The 20,195-nt window shown below is 71.8% G+C and carries 21 protein-coding genes; 9 read left to right on the top strand and 12 right to left on the bottom strand.

Going from position 1 to position 20,195, the window contains the following annotated elements; all coding sequences use genetic code 11:
• A partial coding sequence (locus ACZ470_RS16090; protein ID WP_468427625.1) for an L-histidine N(alpha)-methyltransferase occupies positions 1 to 120 on the top strand: 120 nt, incomplete at its 5' end.
• Between the two features lie 13 nt (positions 121 to 133).
• On the opposite strand, the gene ACZ470_RS16085 is transcribed toward ACZ470_RS16090, so the two are convergent.
• A complete protein-coding gene (locus tag ACZ470_RS16085) occupies positions 134 to 1,384 on the bottom strand; it encodes an extracellular solute-binding protein (RefSeq protein ID WP_468427596.1) in 1,251 nt (416 codons plus the stop codon).
• A 182-nt stretch (positions 1,385 to 1,566) separates the two neighbouring features.
• On the opposite strand from ACZ470_RS16085, the gene ACZ470_RS16080 reads away from it, so the two are divergent.
• A complete protein-coding gene (locus ACZ470_RS16080; RefSeq protein ID WP_468427595.1) occupies positions 1,567 to 1,782 on the top strand; it encodes a dodecin in 216 nt (71 codons plus the stop codon).
• A 12-nt stretch (positions 1,783 to 1,794) separates the two neighbouring features.
• On the opposite strand, the gene ACZ470_RS16075 is transcribed toward ACZ470_RS16080, so the two are convergent.
• The 7 genes from ACZ470_RS16075 to ACZ470_RS16045 form a co-directional block, all read right to left on the bottom strand.
• Positions 1,795 to 2,289, bottom strand: a complete 495-nt coding sequence (locus ACZ470_RS16075; RefSeq protein WP_468427593.1) for a phosphatase domain-containing protein — start codon at positions 2,287 to 2,289, stop codon at positions 1,795 to 1,797.
• A gap of 89 nt (positions 2,290 to 2,378) precedes the next feature.
• Positions 2,379 to 3,404: a DUF2382 domain-containing protein gene (locus ACZ470_RS16070; RefSeq protein ID WP_468427591.1), complete on the bottom strand. Its 1,026-nt coding sequence runs from the start codon at positions 3,402 to 3,404 to the stop codon at positions 2,379 to 2,381.
• A 103-nt stretch (positions 3,405 to 3,507) separates the two neighbouring features.
• The gene (locus ACZ470_RS16065; protein WP_468427589.1) at positions 3,508 to 4,308 is read right to left on the bottom strand and encodes a lysophospholipid acyltransferase family protein; all 801 of its coding nucleotides are present in this window, start codon (positions 4,306 to 4,308) and stop codon (positions 3,508 to 3,510) included.
• Positions 4,308 to 5,081, bottom strand: coding sequence for a GNAT family N-acetyltransferase (locus ACZ470_RS16060; protein ID WP_468427587.1), 774 nt, complete (start codon positions 5,079 to 5,081; stop codon positions 4,308 to 4,310). Before ACZ470_RS16060 ends, ACZ470_RS16065 begins: the two co-directional genes overlap by 1 nt.
• Before the next feature lie 218 nt (positions 5,082 to 5,299).
• Positions 5,300 to 6,049, bottom strand: coding sequence for a succinate dehydrogenase/fumarate reductase iron-sulfur subunit (locus tag ACZ470_RS16055; RefSeq protein ID WP_468427585.1), 750 nt, complete (start codon positions 6,047 to 6,049; stop codon positions 5,300 to 5,302).
• Positions 6,046 to 7,995: a fumarate reductase/succinate dehydrogenase flavoprotein subunit gene (locus tag ACZ470_RS16050; protein ID WP_468427583.1), complete on the bottom strand. Its 1,950-nt coding sequence runs from the start codon at positions 7,993 to 7,995 to the stop codon at positions 6,046 to 6,048. Before ACZ470_RS16050 ends, ACZ470_RS16055 begins: the two co-directional genes overlap by 4 nt.
• A 2-nt stretch (positions 7,996 to 7,997) precedes the next feature.
• A complete protein-coding gene (locus tag ACZ470_RS16045; protein WP_468427581.1) occupies positions 7,998 to 8,669 on the bottom strand; it encodes a succinate dehydrogenase in 672 nt (223 codons plus the stop codon).
• 120 nt (positions 8,670 to 8,789) lie between these two features.
• Between ACZ470_RS16045 and ACZ470_RS16040 the strand changes: the two genes are divergently transcribed.
• On the top strand, positions 8,790 to 9,674 hold the full coding sequence (locus tag ACZ470_RS16040) for a LysR family transcriptional regulator (RefSeq protein WP_468427579.1): 885 nt from the start codon (positions 8,790 to 8,792) through the stop codon (positions 9,672 to 9,674).
• Between the two features lie 6 nt (positions 9,675 to 9,680).
• On the opposite strand, the gene ACZ470_RS16035 is transcribed toward ACZ470_RS16040, so the two are convergent.
• Positions 9,681 to 10,142, bottom strand: a complete 462-nt coding sequence (locus ACZ470_RS16035; RefSeq protein WP_468427577.1) for a universal stress protein — start codon at positions 10,140 to 10,142, stop codon at positions 9,681 to 9,683.
• 146 nt (positions 10,143 to 10,288) lie between these two features.
• On the opposite strand from ACZ470_RS16035, the gene ACZ470_RS16030 reads away from it, so the two are divergent.
• Complete coding sequence (locus ACZ470_RS16030) at positions 10,289 to 11,128, top strand: polysaccharide deacetylase family protein (protein WP_468427575.1); 840 nt, start codon at positions 10,289 to 10,291, stop codon at positions 11,126 to 11,128.
• Between the two features lie 28 nt (positions 11,129 to 11,156).
• Here the strand turns inward: ACZ470_RS16030 and ACZ470_RS16025 are convergent, their stop codons facing one another.
• On the bottom strand, positions 11,157 to 11,825 hold the full coding sequence (locus ACZ470_RS16025; protein ID WP_468427573.1) for a class F sortase: 669 nt from the start codon (positions 11,823 to 11,825) through the stop codon (positions 11,157 to 11,159).
• Positions 11,826 to 12,158: 333 nt separating this feature from the next.
• Here ACZ470_RS16025 and ACZ470_RS16020 point away from each other — a divergent pair, with 333 nt between their 5' ends.
• The gene (locus ACZ470_RS16020; protein WP_468427570.1) at positions 12,159 to 12,656 is read left to right on the top strand and encodes a hypothetical protein; all 498 of its coding nucleotides are present in this window, start codon (positions 12,159 to 12,161) and stop codon (positions 12,654 to 12,656) included.
• Between the two features lie 98 nt (positions 12,657 to 12,754).
• Here the strand turns inward: ACZ470_RS16020 and ACZ470_RS16015 are convergent, their stop codons facing one another.
• Both ACZ470_RS16015 and ACZ470_RS16010 read right to left on the bottom strand, forming a co-directional pair.
• Positions 12,755 to 13,519: a bestrophin-like domain gene (locus ACZ470_RS16015; RefSeq protein ID WP_468427569.1), complete on the bottom strand. Its 765-nt coding sequence runs from the start codon at positions 13,517 to 13,519 to the stop codon at positions 12,755 to 12,757.
• Positions 13,520 to 13,555: 36 nt separating this feature from the next.
• Positions 13,556 to 14,149 carry a hypothetical protein gene (locus ACZ470_RS16010; protein WP_468427567.1) on the bottom strand — a complete coding sequence of 198 codons (594 nt, stop codon included), beginning with the start codon at positions 14,147 to 14,149 and terminating at the stop codon, positions 13,556 to 13,558.
• Positions 14,150 to 14,330: 181 nt separating this feature from the next.
• On the opposite strand from ACZ470_RS16010, the gene ACZ470_RS16005 reads away from it, so the two are divergent.
• From ACZ470_RS16005 to ACZ470_RS15990, 4 genes are all read left to right on the top strand, one after another.
• A complete protein-coding gene (locus ACZ470_RS16005; RefSeq protein ID WP_468427565.1) occupies positions 14,331 to 15,263 on the top strand; it encodes an SCO0930 family lipoprotein in 933 nt (310 codons plus the stop codon).
• 325 nt (positions 15,264 to 15,588) lie between these two features.
• The gene (locus tag ACZ470_RS16000) at positions 15,589 to 16,401 is read left to right on the top strand and encodes an SAM-dependent methyltransferase (RefSeq protein ID WP_468427563.1); all 813 of its coding nucleotides are present in this window, start codon (positions 15,589 to 15,591) and stop codon (positions 16,399 to 16,401) included.
• On the top strand, positions 16,398 to 18,542 hold the full coding sequence (locus tag ACZ470_RS15995) for a putative bifunctional diguanylate cyclase/phosphodiesterase (protein ID WP_468427561.1): 2,145 nt from the start codon (positions 16,398 to 16,400) through the stop codon (positions 18,540 to 18,542). The genes ACZ470_RS16000 and ACZ470_RS15995 overlap by 4 nt, the downstream gene beginning before the upstream one ends.
• A 237-nt stretch (positions 18,543 to 18,779) precedes the next feature.
• Positions 18,780 to 20,192 (top strand): amino acid permease, encoded by a 1,413-nt coding sequence (locus ACZ470_RS15990; RefSeq protein ID WP_468427559.1) that lies wholly within the window; start codon positions 18,780 to 18,782, stop codon positions 20,190 to 20,192.
• Positions 20,193 to 20,195 lie beyond the last annotated feature (3 nt).

Raw genomic sequence — 20,195 nt, 5'->3', positions numbered from 1 at the left:
TCGGCGAAGTTCCGGAAGGAGGGAGTGGACGAGGAGCTGTCGGCCGCGGGGCTGGAGCCGGCCCGGTGGTGGACGGACGAGGCGGGCCGGTTCGCGCTGTCACTGAGCGTCGCACGCTGACGGGAGCGCCGCCCTAGTCGAAGGCCAGGGCCTCGGTGATGCGCCGGGCCGCGCGCTCGGCCTCCGTGGCCGGGTCGGCGCCGGTGAGCACCTTCGTCATGTACTCCTTGATCGGGTTGTCCGCCTCGACCGCGCTCCACTGGGGTGTGCTGGGGGTCGCCCGGCCCTGTGCGGCTCCGGCCGCCATGGCCGCGACCCCCTCCTCCCCCGCCACCGACTCGGCGAGTCCGGCCTTGTTGGGGACGTAGTTCATGGTGCGGGCCAGATCGGTGTTCCACCGGGCGCCGGTGAGCGCGGCGACGACCTCGACGGCGCCCTCCTTGGTGTCGGTGTTCGCCGGTACGACGAGGTCGGAGCCGCCGGTGAAGACGGCGCCGGGCTTGTCCGCGGTCCTTCCGGGGACGGGGAAGTAGCCGAGCTCGTCCTCCAGACGGGGGTTCTGCTTGAGGATGGCCCGCGCCAGTCCCGGCACGGCCACGATCTGGGCGACCCCGCCCTCGGCGAACACGCCGGCCTGCGGCGGGTGTTCCTCGTCGGCGTCGACGGGGCCGTCGCCGAGTGCCTGGAGCCGACCGTAGAAGTCCATGCCGCGCAGGGCCTCCTCGCTGTCCAGCGTGCCGCGCCAGACGCCGTCCCGCTCCTTGGCGAGGTCTCCGCCCTCCTCCCAGATGAAGCCGGCGAGCGTGTACCAGTCCTGGCCGGCGAGGTAGATGCCCTGGTTGCCCCCGTTGTTGAGCTTCTCCGTCACGGTGAGCCACTCGTCCCGGGTCCTGGGCGGGGTGACTCCGGCCTCCCGGAAGAGGTCCTTGCGGTAGATGACCACGCGGTTGGCCGCGTACCAGGGGATGCCGTACTGCTGGGAGCCCCACTTGCCGGGTTCGGCGAGGCCGGGCAGCCAGTCCTCGCGGCCCCAGTCCCGCATGGACTCCAGGGTGAGGTCGAGCAGTCCGTCGCCCTCCGCGTAGGTGGCCACCTGGGTGTTGCCGACCTCGATGACGTCGGGGCCGTCCGCCTCGTCCGTCTCCAGTGCCTTCTGCACCTTCTCGCCGATCCCGGTCCATTCCTGGATGCGGATGTCGAGGTCGAGCGACGGATGCTCGCGCTCGAAGTCCTGGGTGAAGCGGTCCAGGTACTCCTGCGAGGCGCTGTGCTGCATCAGCCACACGGTGACCGTGCTCCGTTCGGCGCCGTCGCCGGGCAGCAGACCACAGCCGCCGAGCAGGGAGGCGGACACACAGACAAGGGCGAGTGCACGGCGTTTCACGAGGGGTCCTGTTTCTGTCTGACGGACAGGGGCCCGACGTGGGGGGCGAGCGGAGCTCGGGCGGGTGACCAGCATCTTGGTATGGACCAATGCATAGGTCAAGCCGTCAGGCGAACGGGGCCGACGCCTCGCGCTCCGCCGCGGTGTGGGGCACGGTGGAGTGACGTGAGAGGAGCACCCCCATGTCGAACCACACCTACCGCGTCACGGAGATCGTCGGCACCTCGCCCGACGGCGTCGACAAGGCCGTGCGCAACGGCATCGAGCGTGCGTCGGAGACGCTGCGCAATCTGGACTGGTTCGAGGTGACCCAGGTGCGCGGGCAGATCGAGGACGGGCGGATCGCGCACTGGCAGGTGGGGCTGAAGGTCGGCTTCCGCCTGGAGGAGCCGAGCTGAGCCGGGCGGGGGTCAGGTCCTTCCCTCGCGCTCCTGCGCGTCCCTCAACTCCTCGGACGGGGCCGTCCAGCGGGCCTGGACGACGGTGAAACCGGCCCGCCGGGCGTCGAGGCAGACGAGTTCGTCGTCGTCCACGAACACGCGGACCTCCCGGGTGCGGGCGAGGCGGCGCAGGATCGCCAGTTTGGTGTGCCGGGCGGGCCGGCGGTCGGCGTTGCCGCGCATGTGCACGTCCCCGTCGGGCAGTTCCTGCGCGGCGAGCCAGTCCAGCGTGTCGCGCCGGCACCGCTCCGGCCGCCCGGTGAGGTAGACGATCTCGCACTCCCGCGCGCTCTCCCGCACCAGCGCGACGCCCTCGGCGAGCGGCGGGTCGTGCGGCGCGGCGGCGAAGAAGGCGTCCCAGTCGCGCGGCCTGCGCTCCAGGAAGTGCTGCCGGTGCGCGGTGTCGGCGAGGGTGTTGTCGAGGTCGAACACGGCCAGCGGAGGCCGCTCGTTGCGGTCGGTCACGCCGCCCAGCCTAGACACCTCCCGCGGCGCACGGATGCGCGCCGGTGACGTCGCACCGGCGCGCTGGGAGGGGAAGGGTGGTGGTGGTTCTACTCGCGGCCCCGCCGGGGGACGTCACGGCCCGGAGTGCCGCGGCCCGGGACGTCGCGGCCCATCTCCTCGTTCATCTCCGTCTCGGCCTCGATGCGCTCCTTGCGGACCCGGCCGCGGACGGTCTCCTCCGTGGTCTTCTCCTCCGTGGTCATCCTGACCCGCTCGACGGGTACCGCCTCCGTCTCCACGACGGCGCGCTCCTCGTGCAGCGTGATCTCGTGCTGGTCCTCCTTGAAGGTCGGGCCCGACATGGCCTCTTCGCGGTTGGCGTCCGTGATCGGCTCGCGCTCCACGCGCACTTCCTCGTGGCGCAGCGGGACGGTCTGCTGGACCTCCTCCGTGACCACGTACTTCCGCAGCCTGGCCCGGCCGCTCTCGTGCCGCTCGACGCCGACGCGCATCTGCTCCTCGGAGCGGGTCATGGCGTCGCCGCCGTGTCGCGCGGTCCCCGCCTCGCCGCGGCGTCCCGCGGTGCCCGCGGCCCCGGCCGTGCCGGCCTTGCCCGCCATGCCGGCCTTGCCCGCGGTTCCGGCCGTGCCCGGCGCCGTCCGTGAGGCGTCGCCCCGGCGTCCGGCCGTGCCCGCCGCTCCCGCGGCTCCCGCGGCACCCGCCGCACCCGCTGCTCCGGCCGCTCCGGCGGTGCCCGCCGTGCCCATGCCGGGACCCCGGTCACGCCGGCCCGATTCCTCCGTGAGCACGCCGCTCCAGTCGATGCCGTAGTACTCGTAGAGGCGGTGTTCCTCGTCGACCGAGAGGTGACCGCCCGCGTCGATGTCGACGTTGGGCGCGCCCTTGATCTTGTCCTTGGCGTAAGGGACCTCGAGGTGGTCCTTCACCAGCGAGGCGTCACGGATGGGGACGAACGATTCGTTCGAGCCGAACATACCTGTTTTGACGGTCACCCACTCGGGGCGTCCGCTCGCGTCGTCGAGGAAGACGTGCTTCGCGTCGCCGACCTTGTTCCCGTCCCCGTCGTACACCGGGTGATCCAGCAGGATCGAGATGTCTTCGCGGGTGATCATCTTCCATCACCCTCCTTTCGAAGGTCGCCCCTCACGGGTTCTCCGGATCAGGTGATGGAAAACGGGACAAAAGAGACAAAAGGTACTTAATTTTCCACAGTGCTCACTCGCGGTGACCGCCCTCGGGTCCCGGTACCGACTCGCGCCGCGCGGCGTGCGCCAGGGCGCGGCGGTCGCCGTGGCGGCCCGGCGGAAGGGGGGCCCGCACCTCGACCTCGGCGGTCAGGCCACGGGCCGAGGCCACGCGCCAGAGGGAGGCGAGCAGCGTGTCGTCGCCGACGAAGGCCGGTGCGGTGACCGGGTCGCCGCGCACGCCCCGGTAGCGGATGCGGACCGGCTGCACCGGGACCCCCGCGTCCAGTGCCGCCTGGAAGACCGCCCGGCGGAAGTGTCCCTGGGCCCGGCCGCACCAGGTGCTGCCCTCCGGGAACGCGGCGACCGCCGAGCCGCCGCGCAGGATCCCCGCGAGGGCGGCGACCGTGTCCGGCAGGGCGCGCAGCCGGTCACGGTCTATGAACAGCACGCCGCCGCGCGCCGCCAGCGCCCCCGCCACGGGCCAGCGCCGTATCTCGGCCTTGGCCAGCATCCGGGCCGGGCGGACCGCCGCGAGCAGCGGGACGTCCAGCCAGGAGATGTGGTTGGCGACGAGCAGTACTCCGCCCGTGGGCACGGCGGCCCCGGCGATACGGACCCGGACCCCGGCGGCGCCCACGATCCACCGGCACCACCGTCGCACCGCGCCCGCCGGGATCCGCCGCCCGAGCGGGAGCAGCGCGATCCCGGCGAGCAGCAGCAGGCCGACCGCGGCCAGCCGCAGCACCGCCAGCGGTGCGGCAGCAGCGGGCGCCGTCGGCTCCACACAGCCCCGCGGGGTGCAGGGCGCGCCCGGCAGCCAGACGCTCATCAGGCGGGGACGAGGGAGAGGAAGTGCCGCAGATAGCGGGGGTTGACCTTGTTCATCGGCAGCAGCACGTAGAGGTCGGCGACGCCGAAGTCCACGTCGTGCGCCGGCTCGCCGCAGACCCAGGCGCCGAGCCTGAGGTAGCCGCGCAGCAGGGCGGGCAGCGCGGCGGGGGCGGCGGCCGGTGCGGCGGCCTTCGGCACCCAGGGCAGCAGCGGCCGCACCCGGTACTCCTCCGGCGCCAGGTGCTTCGCCCGCACCCGGTCCCAGGTGGCGGAGGCGAGCGCGCCCCCGTCGGCGAGGGGGACGGAGCAGCATCCGGCGAGCCAGGCGTGGCCGTGATCGGTCATGTAGCGGGCGATGCCGGCCCAGATGAGTCCGATGACCGCGCCGTCGCGGTGGTCGGGGTGCACACAGGACCGGCCGACCTCGACGAGGGACGGCCGGATCGCGTCGAGCGACGAGAGGTCGAACTCGCCCTCCGCGTAGAGCCGTCCGGCGATGCCGGCGCGCTCGGGCGGCAGCAGCCGGTACGTCCCGACGACCTGCCCGCTCACCTCCTCGCGCACCAGCAGATGGTCGCAGTACGCGTCGAACGGGTCGACGTCCAGGCCCGGCTGGGGGGTGGAGAGCAGGGCTCCCATCTCGCCCGCGAAGACGTCGTACCGCAACCGCTGCGCGGCACGCACGTCCTCCTCGTCGCGGGCGAGGGTGACGGTGTAGCGGATGGGTGTGGTGGGCTGCGGGGGGTGGTCGACGGTCAGCACGCCGGTCATGGCTCTCTCCTGGTCACGCGCCGGAGCGGGGTGGGGACACCCCTGTTCTTCCGATGCGGGTTGGCGTGTACGTGACCGGAGCCGGGAGTGCGGATGTGGAGTGGCTGAACCCCAGAAGCGAGACGGGGCCGGGAGGAGCACCTCTCCCGGCCCCGTCCGTCCGCACCTGTCGGCGAACGTTCGGTGACGCGTCCCCGAGGGGGCGCGGGGCGTGACGGCTACCGCTTGGCGGCCTTGCGGGTGGCCCGCAACCACTCCTTGTTCATCCCGGTGATGGAGGTGAGCGGGATGCCCTTCGGGCAGGCCGTGGCGCACTCGCCGGCGAGGGTGCAGCCGCCGAAGCCCTCCTCGTCCATCTGCGCCACCATGTCCAGCACCCGGGTCTCGCGCTCGGGTGCGCCCTGCGGGAGCACGTTGAGGTGGTTGATCTTGGCGGAGGTGAAGAGCATCGCCGCGCCGTTGGGGCAGGCCGCGACGCAGGCGCCGCAGCCGATGCACTCGGCGTGCTCGAAGGCGAGGTCCGCGTCGGGCTTCGGCACGGGGGTGGCGTGGGCCTCGGGCGCGGAGCCGGTGGGGGCGGTGATGTAGCCACCGGCCTGGATGATCCGGTCGAAGGCCGAGCGGTCGACCACCAGGTCCTTGACGACCGGGAAGGCCGCCGCGCGCCACGGCTCGACGTCGACGGTGTCGCCGTCCTTGAAGGACCGCATGTGCAGCTGGCAGGTGGTGGTGCGCTCGGGCCCGTGGGCGTCGCCGTTGATGACGAGCGAGCAGGCGCCGCAGATGCCCTCGCGGCAGTCGTGGTCGAAGGCGACGGGGTCCTCGCCCTTGAGGATGAGCTCCTCGTTGAGGGTGTCGAGCATCTCCAGGAAGGACATGTCGGGTGAGATGCCGTCCACCTCGTACGTGGACATGGCGCCGTCGGCGTCGGCGTTCTTCTGCCGCCAGACGCGCAGGGTGAGCCTCATGCGTAGCTCCGCTGGGTGGGGTGGACGTACTCGAAGACCAGGTCTTCCTTGTGCAGGGTCGGGGCTTCTCCGGTGCCGGTGAACTCCCAGGCGGCCGCGTAGGAGAACGCGTCGTCCCTGCGGGCGGCCTCGCCGTCGGGGGTCTGGGACTCCTCGCGGAAGTGGCCGCCGCAGGACTCGGAGCGGTGCAGTGCGTCGAGGCACATCAGCTCGGCGAGCTCCAGGTAGTCGACGACGCGGTTGGCCTTCTCCAGCGACTGGTTGAACTCCTCGCCGGTGCCGGGGACCTTGACGCGCCGCCAGAACTCCTCCCGGATCTGCGGGATGCGCTCGAGCGCCTTGCGCAGTCCGGCGTCGGTGCGGGCCATGCCGCAGAACTCCCACATGAGTTCGCCGACCTCGCGGTGGAAGGAGTCCGGTGTGCGGTCGCCGTCGACCGACAGCAGTCTCGCCAGCCGCTGCTCGGTCTCGCGCACGACCTCGACCGCCGCGGGATGCGAGGCGTCGACCTCGTCGTGGTGCGGGTTGCGGGCCAGGTAGTCGTTGACGGTCGCCGGGAGGACGAAGTAGCCGTCGGCCAGGCCCTGCATCAGGGCGGAGGCGCCGAGCCGGTTGGCGCCGTGGTCGGAGAAGTTGGCCTCTCCGATCGCGAACAGGCCCGGGATCGTGGTCTGGAGGTCGTAGTCGACCCACAGCCCGCCCATCGTGTAGTGCACGGCGGGGTAGATGCGCATCGGCACCTCGTACGGATCCTCGTCGGTGATCCGCTGGTACATGTCGAACAGGTTGCCGTACTTGGCCTTGACCGCCTTGCGGCCCATCCGCTGGATGGCGTCGGCGAAGTCGAGGTAGACGCCCTGGCCGCCGGGTCCGACGCCCCGGCCCTCGTCGCAGACGTTCTTCGCGGCGCGGGAGGCGATGTCTCGGGGGACGAGGTTGCCGAAGGAGGGGTAGATGCGCTCCAGGTAGTAGTCGCGCTCGTCCTCGGGGATCCTGTTCGCGGGGCGGTCGTCGCCCTTGGCCTTCGGCACCCAGATCCGGCCGTCGTTGCGCAGCGACTCGCTCATCAGGGTGAGCTTGGACTGGTGGTCGCCGGTGCGCGGGATGCAGGTGGGGTGGATCTGGGTGAAGCAGGGGTTGGCGAAGTACGCGCCGCGCCGGTGCGCCCGCCAGATCGCGGTGGCGTTGGAGTTCATGGCGTTCGTCGACAGGTAGAAGACGTTGCCGTAGCCGCCGCTGGCGAGGACGACGGCGTCCGCGAAGTACGTGTCGATCCTCCCGGTGATCAGGTCCCGGGCGACGATGCCGCGCGCCTTGCCGTCCACGACGATCAGGTCCAGCATCTCGGTGCGCGGGTGCATCTCGACGTTGCCGGCGGCGATCTGCCTCGACAGCGCCTGGTAGGCGCCCAGGAGGAGCTGCTGGCCCGTCTGGCCGCGGGCGTAGAAGGTGCGGGAGACCTGGACGCCGCCGAAGGAGCGGGTGTCGAGCAGACCGCCGTACTCGCGGGCGAAGGGCACGCCCTGGGCCACGCACTGGTCGATGATCTCGACGGAGATCTGGGCGAGGCGGTGGACGTTGGACTCGCGGGCCCGGAAGTCACCGCCCTTGACGGTGTCGTAGAACAGGCGGTGGACGGAGTCGCCGTCGTTGCGGTAGTTCTTCGCCGCGTTGATGCCGCCCTGCGCCGCGATCGAGTGGGCGCGGCGCGGTGAGTCCTGGTAGCAGAACTGGACGACGTGGTAGCCCTGTTCGGCGAGCGTGGCCCCGGCGGAGCCGCCGGCGAGGCCGGTGCCGACGACGATGACGGTGTGCTTGCGCCGGTTGGCGGGGTTGACCAGCTTGGCCTCGAAGCGGCGCTTGTCCCAGCGCTCGTGGACGGGGCCGGCGGGGGCCTTGGTGTCGGCGACCGGCTCGCCGGTCGCGTACTCGGTGTAGGAAGTCATGGTCAGCTCACCACTCCGGTCATGACGCCCACGGGGACGGCGACGAAGCCGGCCGTGAGCAGCAGCGCGAGGGCATTGGCGGTGGTCTTCAGGGCGCGGTCGCGGGTGCGGCTGCCGACGCCGAGGGTCTGGGCGGCGCTCCAGAAGCCGTGCCGGATGTGCAGTCCGACGGCGAGCATCGCCACGATGTAGATGACGTTGCCGTACCAGGTGGAGAAGGTGTCCACGACGTTCTGGTAGGGCTTGCCCGACTCGAAGCCGCCGGAGTGCACGGTGCCCGTGGTCAGGTCGAGCAGGTGCCAGACGATGAACAGGGCGAGGATGATGCCGCCCCAGCGCATGGTGCGGGTGGCGTAACTCGCCCGCGGCTTGCTGTGCACGTACTTGCTGGGGCGGGCCTTGATGTCGCGGCGGCTGAGCTGGTAGGCGGAGACGGCGTGGGCCACCACGGCGACGACGAGCACGACGCGGACGACCCAGAGCGTCCACTCGTAGTGCATGAACGGTTCACCGACGGTGCGCAGCCAGTGGGCGTAGTGGTTGAACTCGCCGGCCCCGAAGAAGATCTTCAGATTCCCGATCATGTGGACGACCAGGTACAGCAGCATGATCAGGCCGCTGACCGCCATCACTGTCTTCTTGCCGACGGTCGAGTCCCACACGGTGCGTGCCATGGACGGCCGTCGGTCCGTCCGCGTTGCCAGAGCCATGTCACCAGACGCTAGGGCCGAAGGGCCTCATCGGTCCAAGACATGGTGCGGCTCGTTTCGATAGGGACAGCCTATGATCAGTGCATGCAGTTCCAGCAGCTCCAGTACTTCGTGGCCGTCGCCGAGACCCGGCACTTCACCCGGGCCGCGGATCTGGTCCACGTCGCGCAGCCGTCGTTGTCGCAGCAGATCAAGGCGCTGGAGCGGGAGCTGGGAGCGGATCTCTTCCGGCGGGCGCGCGGGAACATCACCCTGACCGACGCGGGCGAGGCGCTGCTGCCGCTGGCCCGGCGGATCCTCGCCGACGCGGACACCGCCCGGCACGAGGTGCAGGAGGTGGCGCAGCTGCGCAGCGGCCGGGTGCGGCTGGGCGCGACGCCGAGCCTGTGCACCGGCCTGCTGCCGGACGTGCTGCGCGCCTTCCACGACCGGTATCCGGGGGTCAGGCTGCTGATCGAGGAGGGCGGCTCCCACGACCTCGTACGCGAGCTGGCCCGCGGCGCGCTGGACCTCGCCCTGGTGGTGCTGCCGCTGCCGACGCCCTCCCCCGCGCTCACCACGGTGGAACTGCTGCGGGAGGACCTCGTGGTGGTGTCCTCCCGGGACGCCCCGAGGCCGGGACGGGGCCGGCGCACCGTGCGCGTCGCCGATCTGGAGGGCGAACGCCTGGTGATGTTCCGGCACGGCTACGACCTGCGCGAGCTGACCGTGGCAGCGTGCCGCGCGGAGGGCTTCGAGCCGGAATTCGCGGTGGAGGGCGGCGAGATGGACGCGGTGCTGGGCTTCGTACGGGCGGGGCTGGGGATGGCGGTGGTGCCGAGGATGGTGGCGGCCCGCTCCGGGCACGGTCTGCGCGTCACCCCGCTGACCCGTCCAGGCCTCCACCGCACCATCGCGCTGGCCCACCGCAGCGACGTGGCCCCGCCCCGCGCGGCCCGGGAGTTGCAGCGGATGCTGCTGGAGAGGTGAGGAGCCCTACGGAACCACGGTCACCGGCCACCGCCCGGCCTTCACCAGCCGTACCGCGACCGAACCGACGATCCGGTGGCCGGCCTGCTCGGAGGCGCCGACCACCACCGCGTCCGCCTTGAGGTCGTCGGCCGCCTTCACCAGGCCGTTGTACGGGTCGCCGCGGAAGGTGTGGAACTCCCAGCGGACGTCGAAGATGCCCTTGATCCGCTCCATCGCGTCCCTGACCTGAGCCACCAGCTGCTCGGCTATCTCCTCGGTGGTGTCGGCCACCGGCGCGCCGAGCGCCGCTCCCGCGGCCAGCACCGGCTGCACGTACACGAGGGCGAGCAGCGCGCCCTGGCGCCGGGCCAGACCGGACGCGTACGCCGCCGCGCGCAGCGAGGAGTCGGAGCCGTCCACGCCGGCCACGATCACCTTCGGGCCGTCCGTGCCCCGCTCGAACTGATGGGACCGCTGTTCCGTCACGGCAGCGAGGCTATCGGAGTCCTCCGCCCCGGCCGGCACGGGTCCGCGGACGCTCGGTCGCCCCCGTTGGGCCGGTCGGGTGAAATCGTGCCGCCGCACCGGTGTCGCTGAGGTGCGTCGGCCCCTCGTGGGGCGACTGATGACTCATGCAGAAGGATCAGTTGCTCACTCGGCGCCGGGCGCTGCTCGCCGGCGCCGTCTCCCTCGGCGCGGCCGGTGTCGCCGCGGCGTTCGCGCCGGGCGCCGGGAACCGTGCCGCACCCGCGCCGCCGCCGGCCGCCGGCGCCCGGGCGGCCCGCCGTCCGCTCAAGCCCTCCGAGTACCGTCTGAGGCCCCTGACCGGCTACGGCGCGCCCCAGGCCGCGCCCGGCGCGACCCCCGTACGGAGAGAACCGCTGCTGCGCCTCTCCGGGCGCGGCCACACCATGGTGCTGACCTTCGACGACGGCCCCGACCCGCGGTACACCCCGCACATCCTCGACACGCTGGCCCGCTACGAGGTGCGCGCGATGTTCTTCGTGTGCGGGGAGATGGCGGCCCACAACAAGGACCTGCTGGCCCGGATGGCCGACGAGGGGCACGTGGTCGGCAACCACACCTGGTCCCACCCCCTCCTCACCCGGCTGCGGCGCGCCCGGATCCGCTCCGAGATGGAACGCACCAGCGATGTCATCGAGAAGGCCTACGGCGAGCGGCCCGAATGGTTCCGCGCACCCTACGGCGCCTGGAACCGCGCCGCCTTCCAGCTCGGCGCCGAACTGGGCATGGAACCCCTGGCCTGGACGGTCGACACCCTCGACTGGACCGAGCCCGGCACCCGCACCATCGTCGACCGGGTGGAGGACGGCGCCGCCCCGGGCGTCGTGGTGCTCTCGCACGACGCCGGGGGCGACCGCTCGCAGAGCGTGCGGGCCCTGCGCGCCTATCTGCCGGAGCTGCTGGACGCCGGCTACCACGTCACCGTGCCCCGCCGGCAGTACGTCTGAGCGGTCCCGCCCGCCCGGCCGGGACCGCTCAGCGGACCTCGGTCAGGCGGGCGAAGGCGACCACGTTGCCGTCGTAGCCGTTCTGCTGGGAGAAACCGCCGCCGCAGGTGATGACCCGCAGTTCCGCGCTTCCCTTGGAGGCGTAGACGCGGTCGCCGGGGAAGTTGTTCTTCGCGAAGACCTCGATGCCGTAGATCTCGAACACGGCCGTCTTCCCGTCCTCGCGCTCGATCTCGACGCGGTTTCCCTTCTTCAGCGCCCCGAGCCCGTAGAACACGGCCGGCCCCTGCGCGTTGTCGACGTGCCCGACGACGACCGCCGTGCCCTTCTCGCCCGGCGAGACCGCGCCGGTGAACCAGCCGCCCAGATTGGGGTCCTCGGGCGGCGGGGCGTCCACCCAGCCCTCCGCGTCCAGGCCCACCGGAATCATCGGCGCGTCCACCTGGATCGCGGGGATCCTGACCCGGCCGGGAACGGCGTACGGCAGCGGCCGCACCGCCGTGCCGATCGCGGGGCCGGGCATCCGGCTGTCGGCGGCGGCCGCGCCGGCCGGCTGCGGCGGGCCCACGTCGAATTCCCCCGAACCGTTCCGGATGAGCGCGAGGCCGCTGAGCAGAACCAGCGCTATCACGCCCCAGGGGGCGCGTTTCCTCCGCCGCGCCTCCCATTCGGCTTCGGCCGGCTCGAAAGCAGACATTCGCCTTCCCCTCTCGACACGGCCGTCGCCGTACCACTCGCGCATGACGAAAACGCTAAGTGCCGCACGCGCAACCGGCGACGGGGCGGCGGCGAACGGGTGGCCCCTGAGCCACCGCGTGCGCCATCCGGGGCGGTGCGGACGAAGATTTTCTGACGGTCCGTGACCTGCGGCGATATCCCCCCGTGCGGTGGTGCGCGCGGGGCGGGCCTCACCGGTACGGACCATTCCCGAAATGCGGGGCCGGGCAGGGCAACTGAGGGTCTTTCCGGGAGGTGCTTTCTCGCCGATCGACCGGGAACGGGACCCGGGGCGCCTTCCGCGGAGGATCACATGCGCAATTCACGTGCCCTGGCGGCCGCCGGCGCCGCGGTCGCCGTCCTCGGGGTCGCCGCCCCGGCGGCCGTCGCGGACGGCGGCCGGGTTCCCCACCCGTCCAACATCGTCGCCCTGCCCAGCGTCATCGCCGCCGGGGGCCAGCTGACCATCACGGTCGACGGCTGCCCCCACGGCGGCACGGCGACCTCCAACGCCTTCCCCCGGACGAATCTGACGCCCATCAGCGGTGCCAACGACACCTCGAAGGGCACCGCCACCGTCGACGAGAACGCCCGTCCCGGTCCCTACGACATCACGGTCCACTGCTCCGGCCGGAGCCTGACCCGTCCGGCCGCCTTCACCGTCATCGGCGGGGTCCGCGGCGGCATCGGCGGCAGCAGCACCAGCGGGGCGACCCCGACCGACATCGCCATCGGCGGCGCCCTGGTCGCCACCGCGGTCGTCGGCAGCGGTGTCTTCTGGATGCGGCGCCGCGCCGAGAAGCGGATCTGAACCGCTGTCCCCTTCGGGCCGCCGTTTCGCACCTGTTCGACAGCAGCTCGCCCCGGATCCCTCGGGAGCCGGGGCGAACCGCTGCCCGGTGGACGGTCTCAGCCCTCGATGTGCGGGAAGAGCCGCAGGAACGGGTCCGCCGAGGCGGCGAGGCCCCGGCTGTAGGGGGCGTCGAAGTCCCAGATGAGGAAGAGCAGGAAGGCGATCAGCGCGGAGAACAGCCCGGCGAGGATCATCTCGCGGGTGGTGCGCCGGATCTGGAGCGCGAAGATCATCCCGATGGTGATGACGGCCCCGGTGATCAGCCCGAACCACACCACGCCCGGCATGATCTCCCCGGTCGACTCGGCCCGTGCGCTGCGCGCCTGGTCGGCCGCGGCCACCTGGTCCACGAGCGGCTGGTAGGCCTGCGCCTCGAAGTCCGTGCGGGGTTCGTAGTCGGTGACGTCCCGGCGGACGCGGTCGAGCAGTTCGGTGCCGCGTTCGGTGACCTCTCCGTCGTCGGCCATGGTCCGCCACTCGATGGTGACGACGTGTCCGACATAGGCGTTGACATCGTCCCGGATGCGGTCGCGCACCTCGGCGGGGTAGACCCGTACCCGCTCCGTGATCTCGTGCAGTGCCACCGCCTCCGCCCGTACGTGCTCCTGGGCGGCGTTGCGTCCCTCCCAGACGCCGGCCATGGCGAGGCCCAGGACGATGGCGTACACCACGCCGATCCACATCGTCATGTACTCGATGACGTCCGGGGTCTCGCTGGGATCCTCGTCGTCGGCGGCCCTGCGGTGCCGTACGAGGGTGATGACCACCACGACGACACCGGCGGCGAGCATCGCGAGGGTGAGAACAAGCCATTCCGGCAAGAGGTGCCTCCAGAAGGGGTCGGATCGGACCGGGCGTCAGCGCGGACGCAGCGCGGCGACGGCCACCACCGCGGGCGTCGCGATGAGCAGGACGAAGGTGAGCGGCGACGTGGCGCCGCCGGAGGGCCGCCGCGCCGGGGCCGGGCGGTGGCGCGGGAAGTGCACGGGTGTCACGGAGGGGCGCGGCTCCGGGGTGGCCGACGGCGTCGGGGCCGGTGGCGGGGGCGGCGCCGGGCGTGACGGCGGGGGCGGGGTGGGCGGTGCCGGTGTCGGCCGGGCGGCGGGGGGCGCCGGACGGGCCGCCGGCGGGGGCGGCGGCTCGGGTTTCGGGGTGGGGCGCGGCGGGGGCGGCGGTGGGGTCGGAGTCGGCTCGGGCGGCGGCGGAGGGGTCGGCGTGGGTGTGGGTGTGGGTGTGGGCGTGGGGGACGGTGACGGCGGTGAGCACGGCGGGTCCGTCCAGCTGATGTCGCCCGCGATGGCCACGGCCTCCGTGCCGCCCGGCCCGGTCGAGGCGTACGCGCAGGCGTCGGCCGCCGCCGTGCCGGGTGCGCCGACGAGCGCCCAGATCAGCGTCGTCAGGGCCAACGCACGTGCGGCGACGCGGGATTGGGTCGGTACGAGTGCTTGCACGACGAGGATCATGAGTCGGGAAGCGCCGGGCCACGCCCCGAAGCCCGGCGATTGCCCCGAAGGAGTTAACAAAAGAAATCCGGGCCACCTTTGAACACAACCCGTGCTGCCGTGCGTACCCATCGTCGAGCGGCGGCACAGCAGGGCGCTGCAACACCCTGGCGATGATGTGGAGTTGACGATGAAGACCTCCTGGCGGACCGCCTCACTGGTGGCGAGCGCCGCGGCGGTGCTGACCCTGACGACCGCCTGCGGGCAGGACACCGCGCCGCCCCCCTCCAGCCAGAACGTGGGTGCCACGGCCGGGGCCGGGGACGTCGGCAGCATCGGCGCCGGTCAGGCGGGCGGCGGCGGGGCACAGGCGTCGGCGAGCCCCGCCAACACGGCGGGCGAGCTCAACGTCTCCACCAACGCGGAACTGGGCAAGGTGGTGACCGACAGCCTCGGACTGACCCTGTACCGCTTCGACCAGGACACCGCCGAACCGCCCGTGACCAACTGCGAGGACGACTGCGCGAAGACCTGGCCGCCGGTCCCCGCCGACGACGCCTCGGCCGGCGAGGGGATCGACAAGTCGCTGCTCGGGCAGGTCACCCGGGCCGACGGCACCAAGCAGCTCACCGTCGGCGGCTGGCCGGCCTACCGGTACGTCAAGGACGTCAACGCCGGTGACGTCAAGGGCCAGGGCGTCGGTGGCAAGTGGTACGCGCTGACCCCCGAGGGCAAGAAGGCGCAGGCGGCCGACCGGCCCGGACTGTCCACCCGCGAGGACCCGAAGCTGGGCGAGATCGTCGTCGACGGGAACGGCATGACGGTCTACCGCTTCATGAAGGACGAGGCCTGGCCGAAGCCCGTGTCGGCGTGCACCGGCGCCTGCCTGGAGAAGTGGCCGGTGGTGTCGCCGGTCGACTTCGCGGACACCAAGGGCATCCAGAAGAAGGGCTACATGACCTTCACCCGCCCGGACGGCGCCGACCAGCAGACGATCAACTGCTGGCCGATCTACACCTTCGCCGGTGACAAGGCCCCCGGCGACACCAACGGTCAGGGCGTCGGCGGCACCTGGTTCGCCGTGCGGCCCGACGGAAAGCCGGTCGGCGCGCCGGAGAAGTAGCAACCTCCCCAGGGTGTCGTCCACTCCGGACGCCGCCGGCCCGGTGTCCGCCCCTCCGCGAGTCCGCGGAGGGGCGGACCGTTTTGCCATGATTCACCGGAACCCATGGAATTATCGGCACTCATCTCCGTGTACTTCTCGGCGTGTCGGAACTCTCCGGAATGCCGTGGACACATTTCGTCACGCGTTCACCGGGACGCAATTAGGCACGTGCCACTGGCAGTGACCGGGAACGGATGGTCAATTTCCGTTTGGGGTCGCTCCTTTGCCGGGCGATCAGTAGCCTCTGCTCGAACACCGGATCGCCTACGCCTTGGAGAGATACATGGAGCGTCCCGCCTGGGCCCCGCGGGGCATCGACATCACGGTGCCCAGCGTCTCCCGGATGTACGACTACTACCTGGGCGGTTCGCACAACTTCGAGGTCGACCGGGAAGCGGCCCGCAGGGCCATGGAGTTCATGCCGGGACTTCCCAAGATCATGCAGGCGAACCGTGCCTTCATGCGGCGGGCGGTGCGTTTCGCGGTGAGTGAGGGCATCGACCAGTTCCTGGACATCGGCTCCGGCATCCCGACGTTCGGAAACGTCCACGAGGTGGCGCAGGCGGCCGATCCGGACGCCCGTGTGATGTACGTCGACCACGACCCGGTGGCCGTGGCGCACAGCCAGGCCGTTCTGCGGGGAAATGACCGCGCGGGCATCGCCGCCGCGGACCTCCGCAAGCCGCGGGAGATTCTGAACAGTCCCGAAGTGCTGCGGCTGATCGACCTGAATCGGCCAGTGACGCTGCTCCTCGTTGCCATACTGCACTTCGTGGAAGACGCGGACGACCCGTACGCGGCGGTGGCCGAACTGCGCCAGGCCCTCGCGCCCGGCAGCATGCTCGTGCTCACCCATGCCTCGTACGAGGGAATCCCGCTGCCGCCGGAGCGGGCCGAGGGGGCGGTGGACGTGTACCAGGACATTCGCAACCCGCTGATCATGCGCACGCGCGACGAGATCGCGCGGTTCTTCGAGGGGTACGACATGGTGGAACCCGGACTGGTGCCGATGCCGCAGTGGCGGCCGGACACCGCACCGGAGGACGAGGATCCCTACGCCTTCTCCGGTTTCGCGGGCGTGGGGCGTACGGCGTGAGCGCGGAGCCGGACGGGCCGGAGGACCGACTCCGCCGGTTCGCGACGATCTGGAGCCGGGCGGTATTCCCGGTGACCTCGACGTCGTCGACCCGGCCGGAGTTCGAGGAGCTGCTGCTGCCGCCGGCCCGGCTGCTGAGCGAGGCGCTGCGGGCCCGGTCGTTCGACGCGGACGCGGGCCGGGCGGTCGGGGCCGCGCTGGTGGAGGCGCACTGCACCGACCCGGAGGCGCTGAGCCGGACCCTGGACTGCGTGGACGCCTATCTCGTCCTGTACTGCGGCGGGGACGGCGACCGGGAGGACCTGCGGGCGCGTTCCGCGCGGCTCCAGCACGCCATGGCCGCCGGGTTCGCGCGGGCACTGCGGGAGCGGACGCTGGCCGAGCAGGAGGCCGTCGCGCGGGCCGCGCTGGAGGCGCAGGGCGTGGTGGCACAGGCACTGCACGCCACCGAGGCCCGGTTCCGCGCCGTCTTCGAGGGCGCGGCCATAGGGATCGGCATCGCCGACCTGGAGGGCAACGTCCTTCAGGTCAACGGGGCGTTGCGGCGCATGTTCGGCCTCTCGGAGCACAGCATGCGCGGCCGCAACGTCAAGGAGTGGACCCACCCCGACGACGCCCCGCAGACCTGGCGGCTCTACGACGAGCTGGTGCGCGGCGAGCGCGAGCACTACCACCTCGAAAAAGCGTTCTACCGCCCGGACGGAACGGTCCTGTGGACCAATCTGACGGTGTCCCTGCTGCGCGACGCCGACGGCTGCCCGCAGTACCAGCTCGCCCTCATGGAGGACACCACCGAGCGGCGGCTGCTCAACCTCCGGCTGCGCTACGAGGCCACCCACGACGCGCTCACCGGGCTGCCCAACCGCACGTTCTTCTTCGAGCGGCTGGAGAAGGCGCTCGGCGCCGGTAAGGGCCAGCGGTTCGGGCTGTGCTACCTCGACCTGGACGGTTTCAAGACCGTCAACGACAGCCTCGGGCACGCGGCCGGCGACCGGCTGCTGGTCGAGGTCGCCGACCGGCTCCAGTCCTGCGCGACGGCGCCCGGCGAGATGGTGGCCCGGCTCGGCGGCGACGAGTTCGTGGCGCTGACCACCGGGCCCGACACCGAGCGCACGGTCGACGAGCTCGCCGCCCGCATCATGAACGCACTCCTCGCCCCGATCAGCGTGGACGGCCGGGAGCTGACCGTGCGCGGCAGCATCGGCATCGTCGAGGGGCCGGCCGGGGAGCGCAGCGCGGCGGAGGTGCTGCGCAGCGCCGACATCACCATGTACCGGGCCAAGTCGGCGGGCGGCAACCGCTTCGAGCTCGCCGACCCCGAGGCGGACGCCCGCGCCATCACCCGGCACGGGCTCACCACGGCGCTGCCGACGGCCCTGGACCGGGGCGAGTTCTTCATCGAGTACCAGCCGCTGGTGCACCTCGGCGACGGCAGTGTGCGGGGGGCGGAGGCGCTGGTGCGCTGGCTGCACCCGCAGCACGGGGTGCTCTCCCCCGACCGGTTCATCCCGCTCGCCGAGCACACGGGGCTGATCGTTCCGCTGGGCCGCTGGGTGCTGGAGCAGTCGGTGCGGCAGGCCCGGGAGTGGCAGGACCGGCACGGGGGCGCCGCGGCGCTCGGCCCGTTGCGCATCAACGTGAACCTGTCGCCCTGTCAGCTCACCCATCCCGGGCTGGTCCAGGACACCGTGGAGATCCTGGAGCGCACGGGGGTGGAGCCGGACGCCCTCTGCCTCGAGGTCACCGAGTCGGCGCTGATCGGCGCGGACGACGACCTGCTGAAGCCGCTGCGCCGACTGGCGGAGATGGGCGTCGACATCGCCCTGGACGACTTCGGCACCGGCTACTCCAACCTGGCCAACCTGCGCAGGCTCCCGGTGAGCGTCCTGAAGCTGGACCGCTCCTTCACCCAGAGCATGCAGCGGTTCCCGGCCGACCCCGTGGACCTGAAGATCGTCGAGGGGATCGTCTCCCTGGCCCACAGCCTGGACCTCGCGGTGACCGTGGAGGGCGTGGAGACGGGAGCCCAGGCCGAACAGCTCCGCATCCTCGGCTGCGACACGGCCCAGGGCTGGTACTACGCCCGCCCGGGCCCCCCGGACCGCCTCCACGAGCTCGCCCTCGTCGACGCGACGGGCTGAGGACACGGGAGTCGCACGGCGGCTGCGGGCCGGCTGTGGCTCGTCGCGCAGTTCCCCGCGCCCTGAAGGGGCGCGGGGAACTGCGCACGGGGGTCCAGGGGCGGAGCCCCCGGGGACGGGACGGGAAGGGGCGGAGGGGCGATCACACCCGGCCACGCGTGGTGTCTTCCGTCAGCGAGGTGACAGCGGCATCATGATCCGCCGTCGGGTGTTGCCGATCGCGAAGAGGTGAGGCGCATGGCCGGGATCCGGATGGGTGAGGGGATTCTGCGCCGCAAACCCATCGAGCACATCGAGGCGACGGAAGTCGGCGAGGGCACGCGGCTGGAACGCTCCCTGGGCCTGTGGCAGCTCACCGCCATCGGCGTGGGCGGCATCATCGGCGCCGGCATCTTCACCCTCGCGGGAACGGTGGCCAACGGCACGGCCGGACCCGCGGTGCTGGTCTCCTTCCTCATCGCCGGTGTCGCCAGCGCGGCCGCCGCGCTGTCGTACGCGGAGTTCGCGGGCCTGATCCCCAAGGCGGGCTCGGCCTACACGTACGGATACGCGGTCCTGGGCGAACTCGCCGGCTGGTTCATCGGCTGGGACCTGCTGCTCGAGTACACCGCGATCGTCGCGGTCGTCGCGATCGGCATCTCCGGCTACTTCAGCTTCCTGGTGAACGAGATGGGCGCGGATCTGCCGAACTGGATGCTGGGCGCGCCCGGCACCGGCGACGGCCACCGCGTCGACCTGTTCGCGGCGCTGCTGTGCCTGCTCATCGCCGCGCTGCTGAACCTGGGCATCAAGAACGCGGCCCGGTTCGAGACCGTGGTCGTGGTGCTGAAGGTCGCGGTCGTGCTGCTGGTGATCGCGGTCGGCGTGTTCCACATCGACACGGCGAACTACAACCCGTTCTTCCCGTACGGGGTCGGCGGCGCGTTCACCGGCGCGGCGACGGTGTTCTTCGCGGTGTTCGGCTACGACGCCATGTCGACGGCCGCCGAGGAGTCCAAGGACGCCCAGCGGCACATGCCGAAGGCGATCATCTACTCGCTGGTCATCTCGATGGTCCTGTACGTGGCGGCCTGTCTGGTGCTGACGGGCATGCAGGACTACCGGGACATCGACCCGGAGAGCGGCTTCTCCACGGCGTTCAAGTCGGTGGGGCTGAGCGGGCTCGCGGACGTGATCGCGGTGGGCGCCATCATCGGCATCCTCACGGTCATGTTCACCTTCATGCTGGGCGTCACCCGGGTGTGGTTCGCCATGTCCCGGGACGGGCTGCTGCCCCGCTGGTTCGCCAAGACGCACCCGACCCGGCACGTGCCCACGCGGGTCACCTGGATCGTCGGGGTGGCGTCGGCCGTCATCGCGGGGTTCCTGCCGATCGGCGAGGCGGCCGAGCTCACCAACATCGGGATCCTGCTGGCGTTCGTGGTGGTGTGCACGGCGGTGATCGTGCTGCGCTACCGGCACCCCGAGCTGCCGCGCACCTTCCGCACGCCGTGGATGCCGGTGGTGCCGGCGGTGGGCGTGGTCTTCTCGATCTGGCTGATCACCTTCCTCCAGTGGCAGACCTGGGCGCGGTTCGCCGTGTGGTTCGCGCTCGGGCTGGTGGTCTACTTCGCCTACTCGTACCGGCGGTCGGAGCTGGCGCGGCGTTAGGGG

Source organism: Streptomyces sp. NPDC031111 (genome assembly GCF_055570675.1).
The sequence above is the reverse complement of the archived record's forward strand: the minus strand, read 5'-3'. Positions and strand labels throughout refer to the sequence as shown.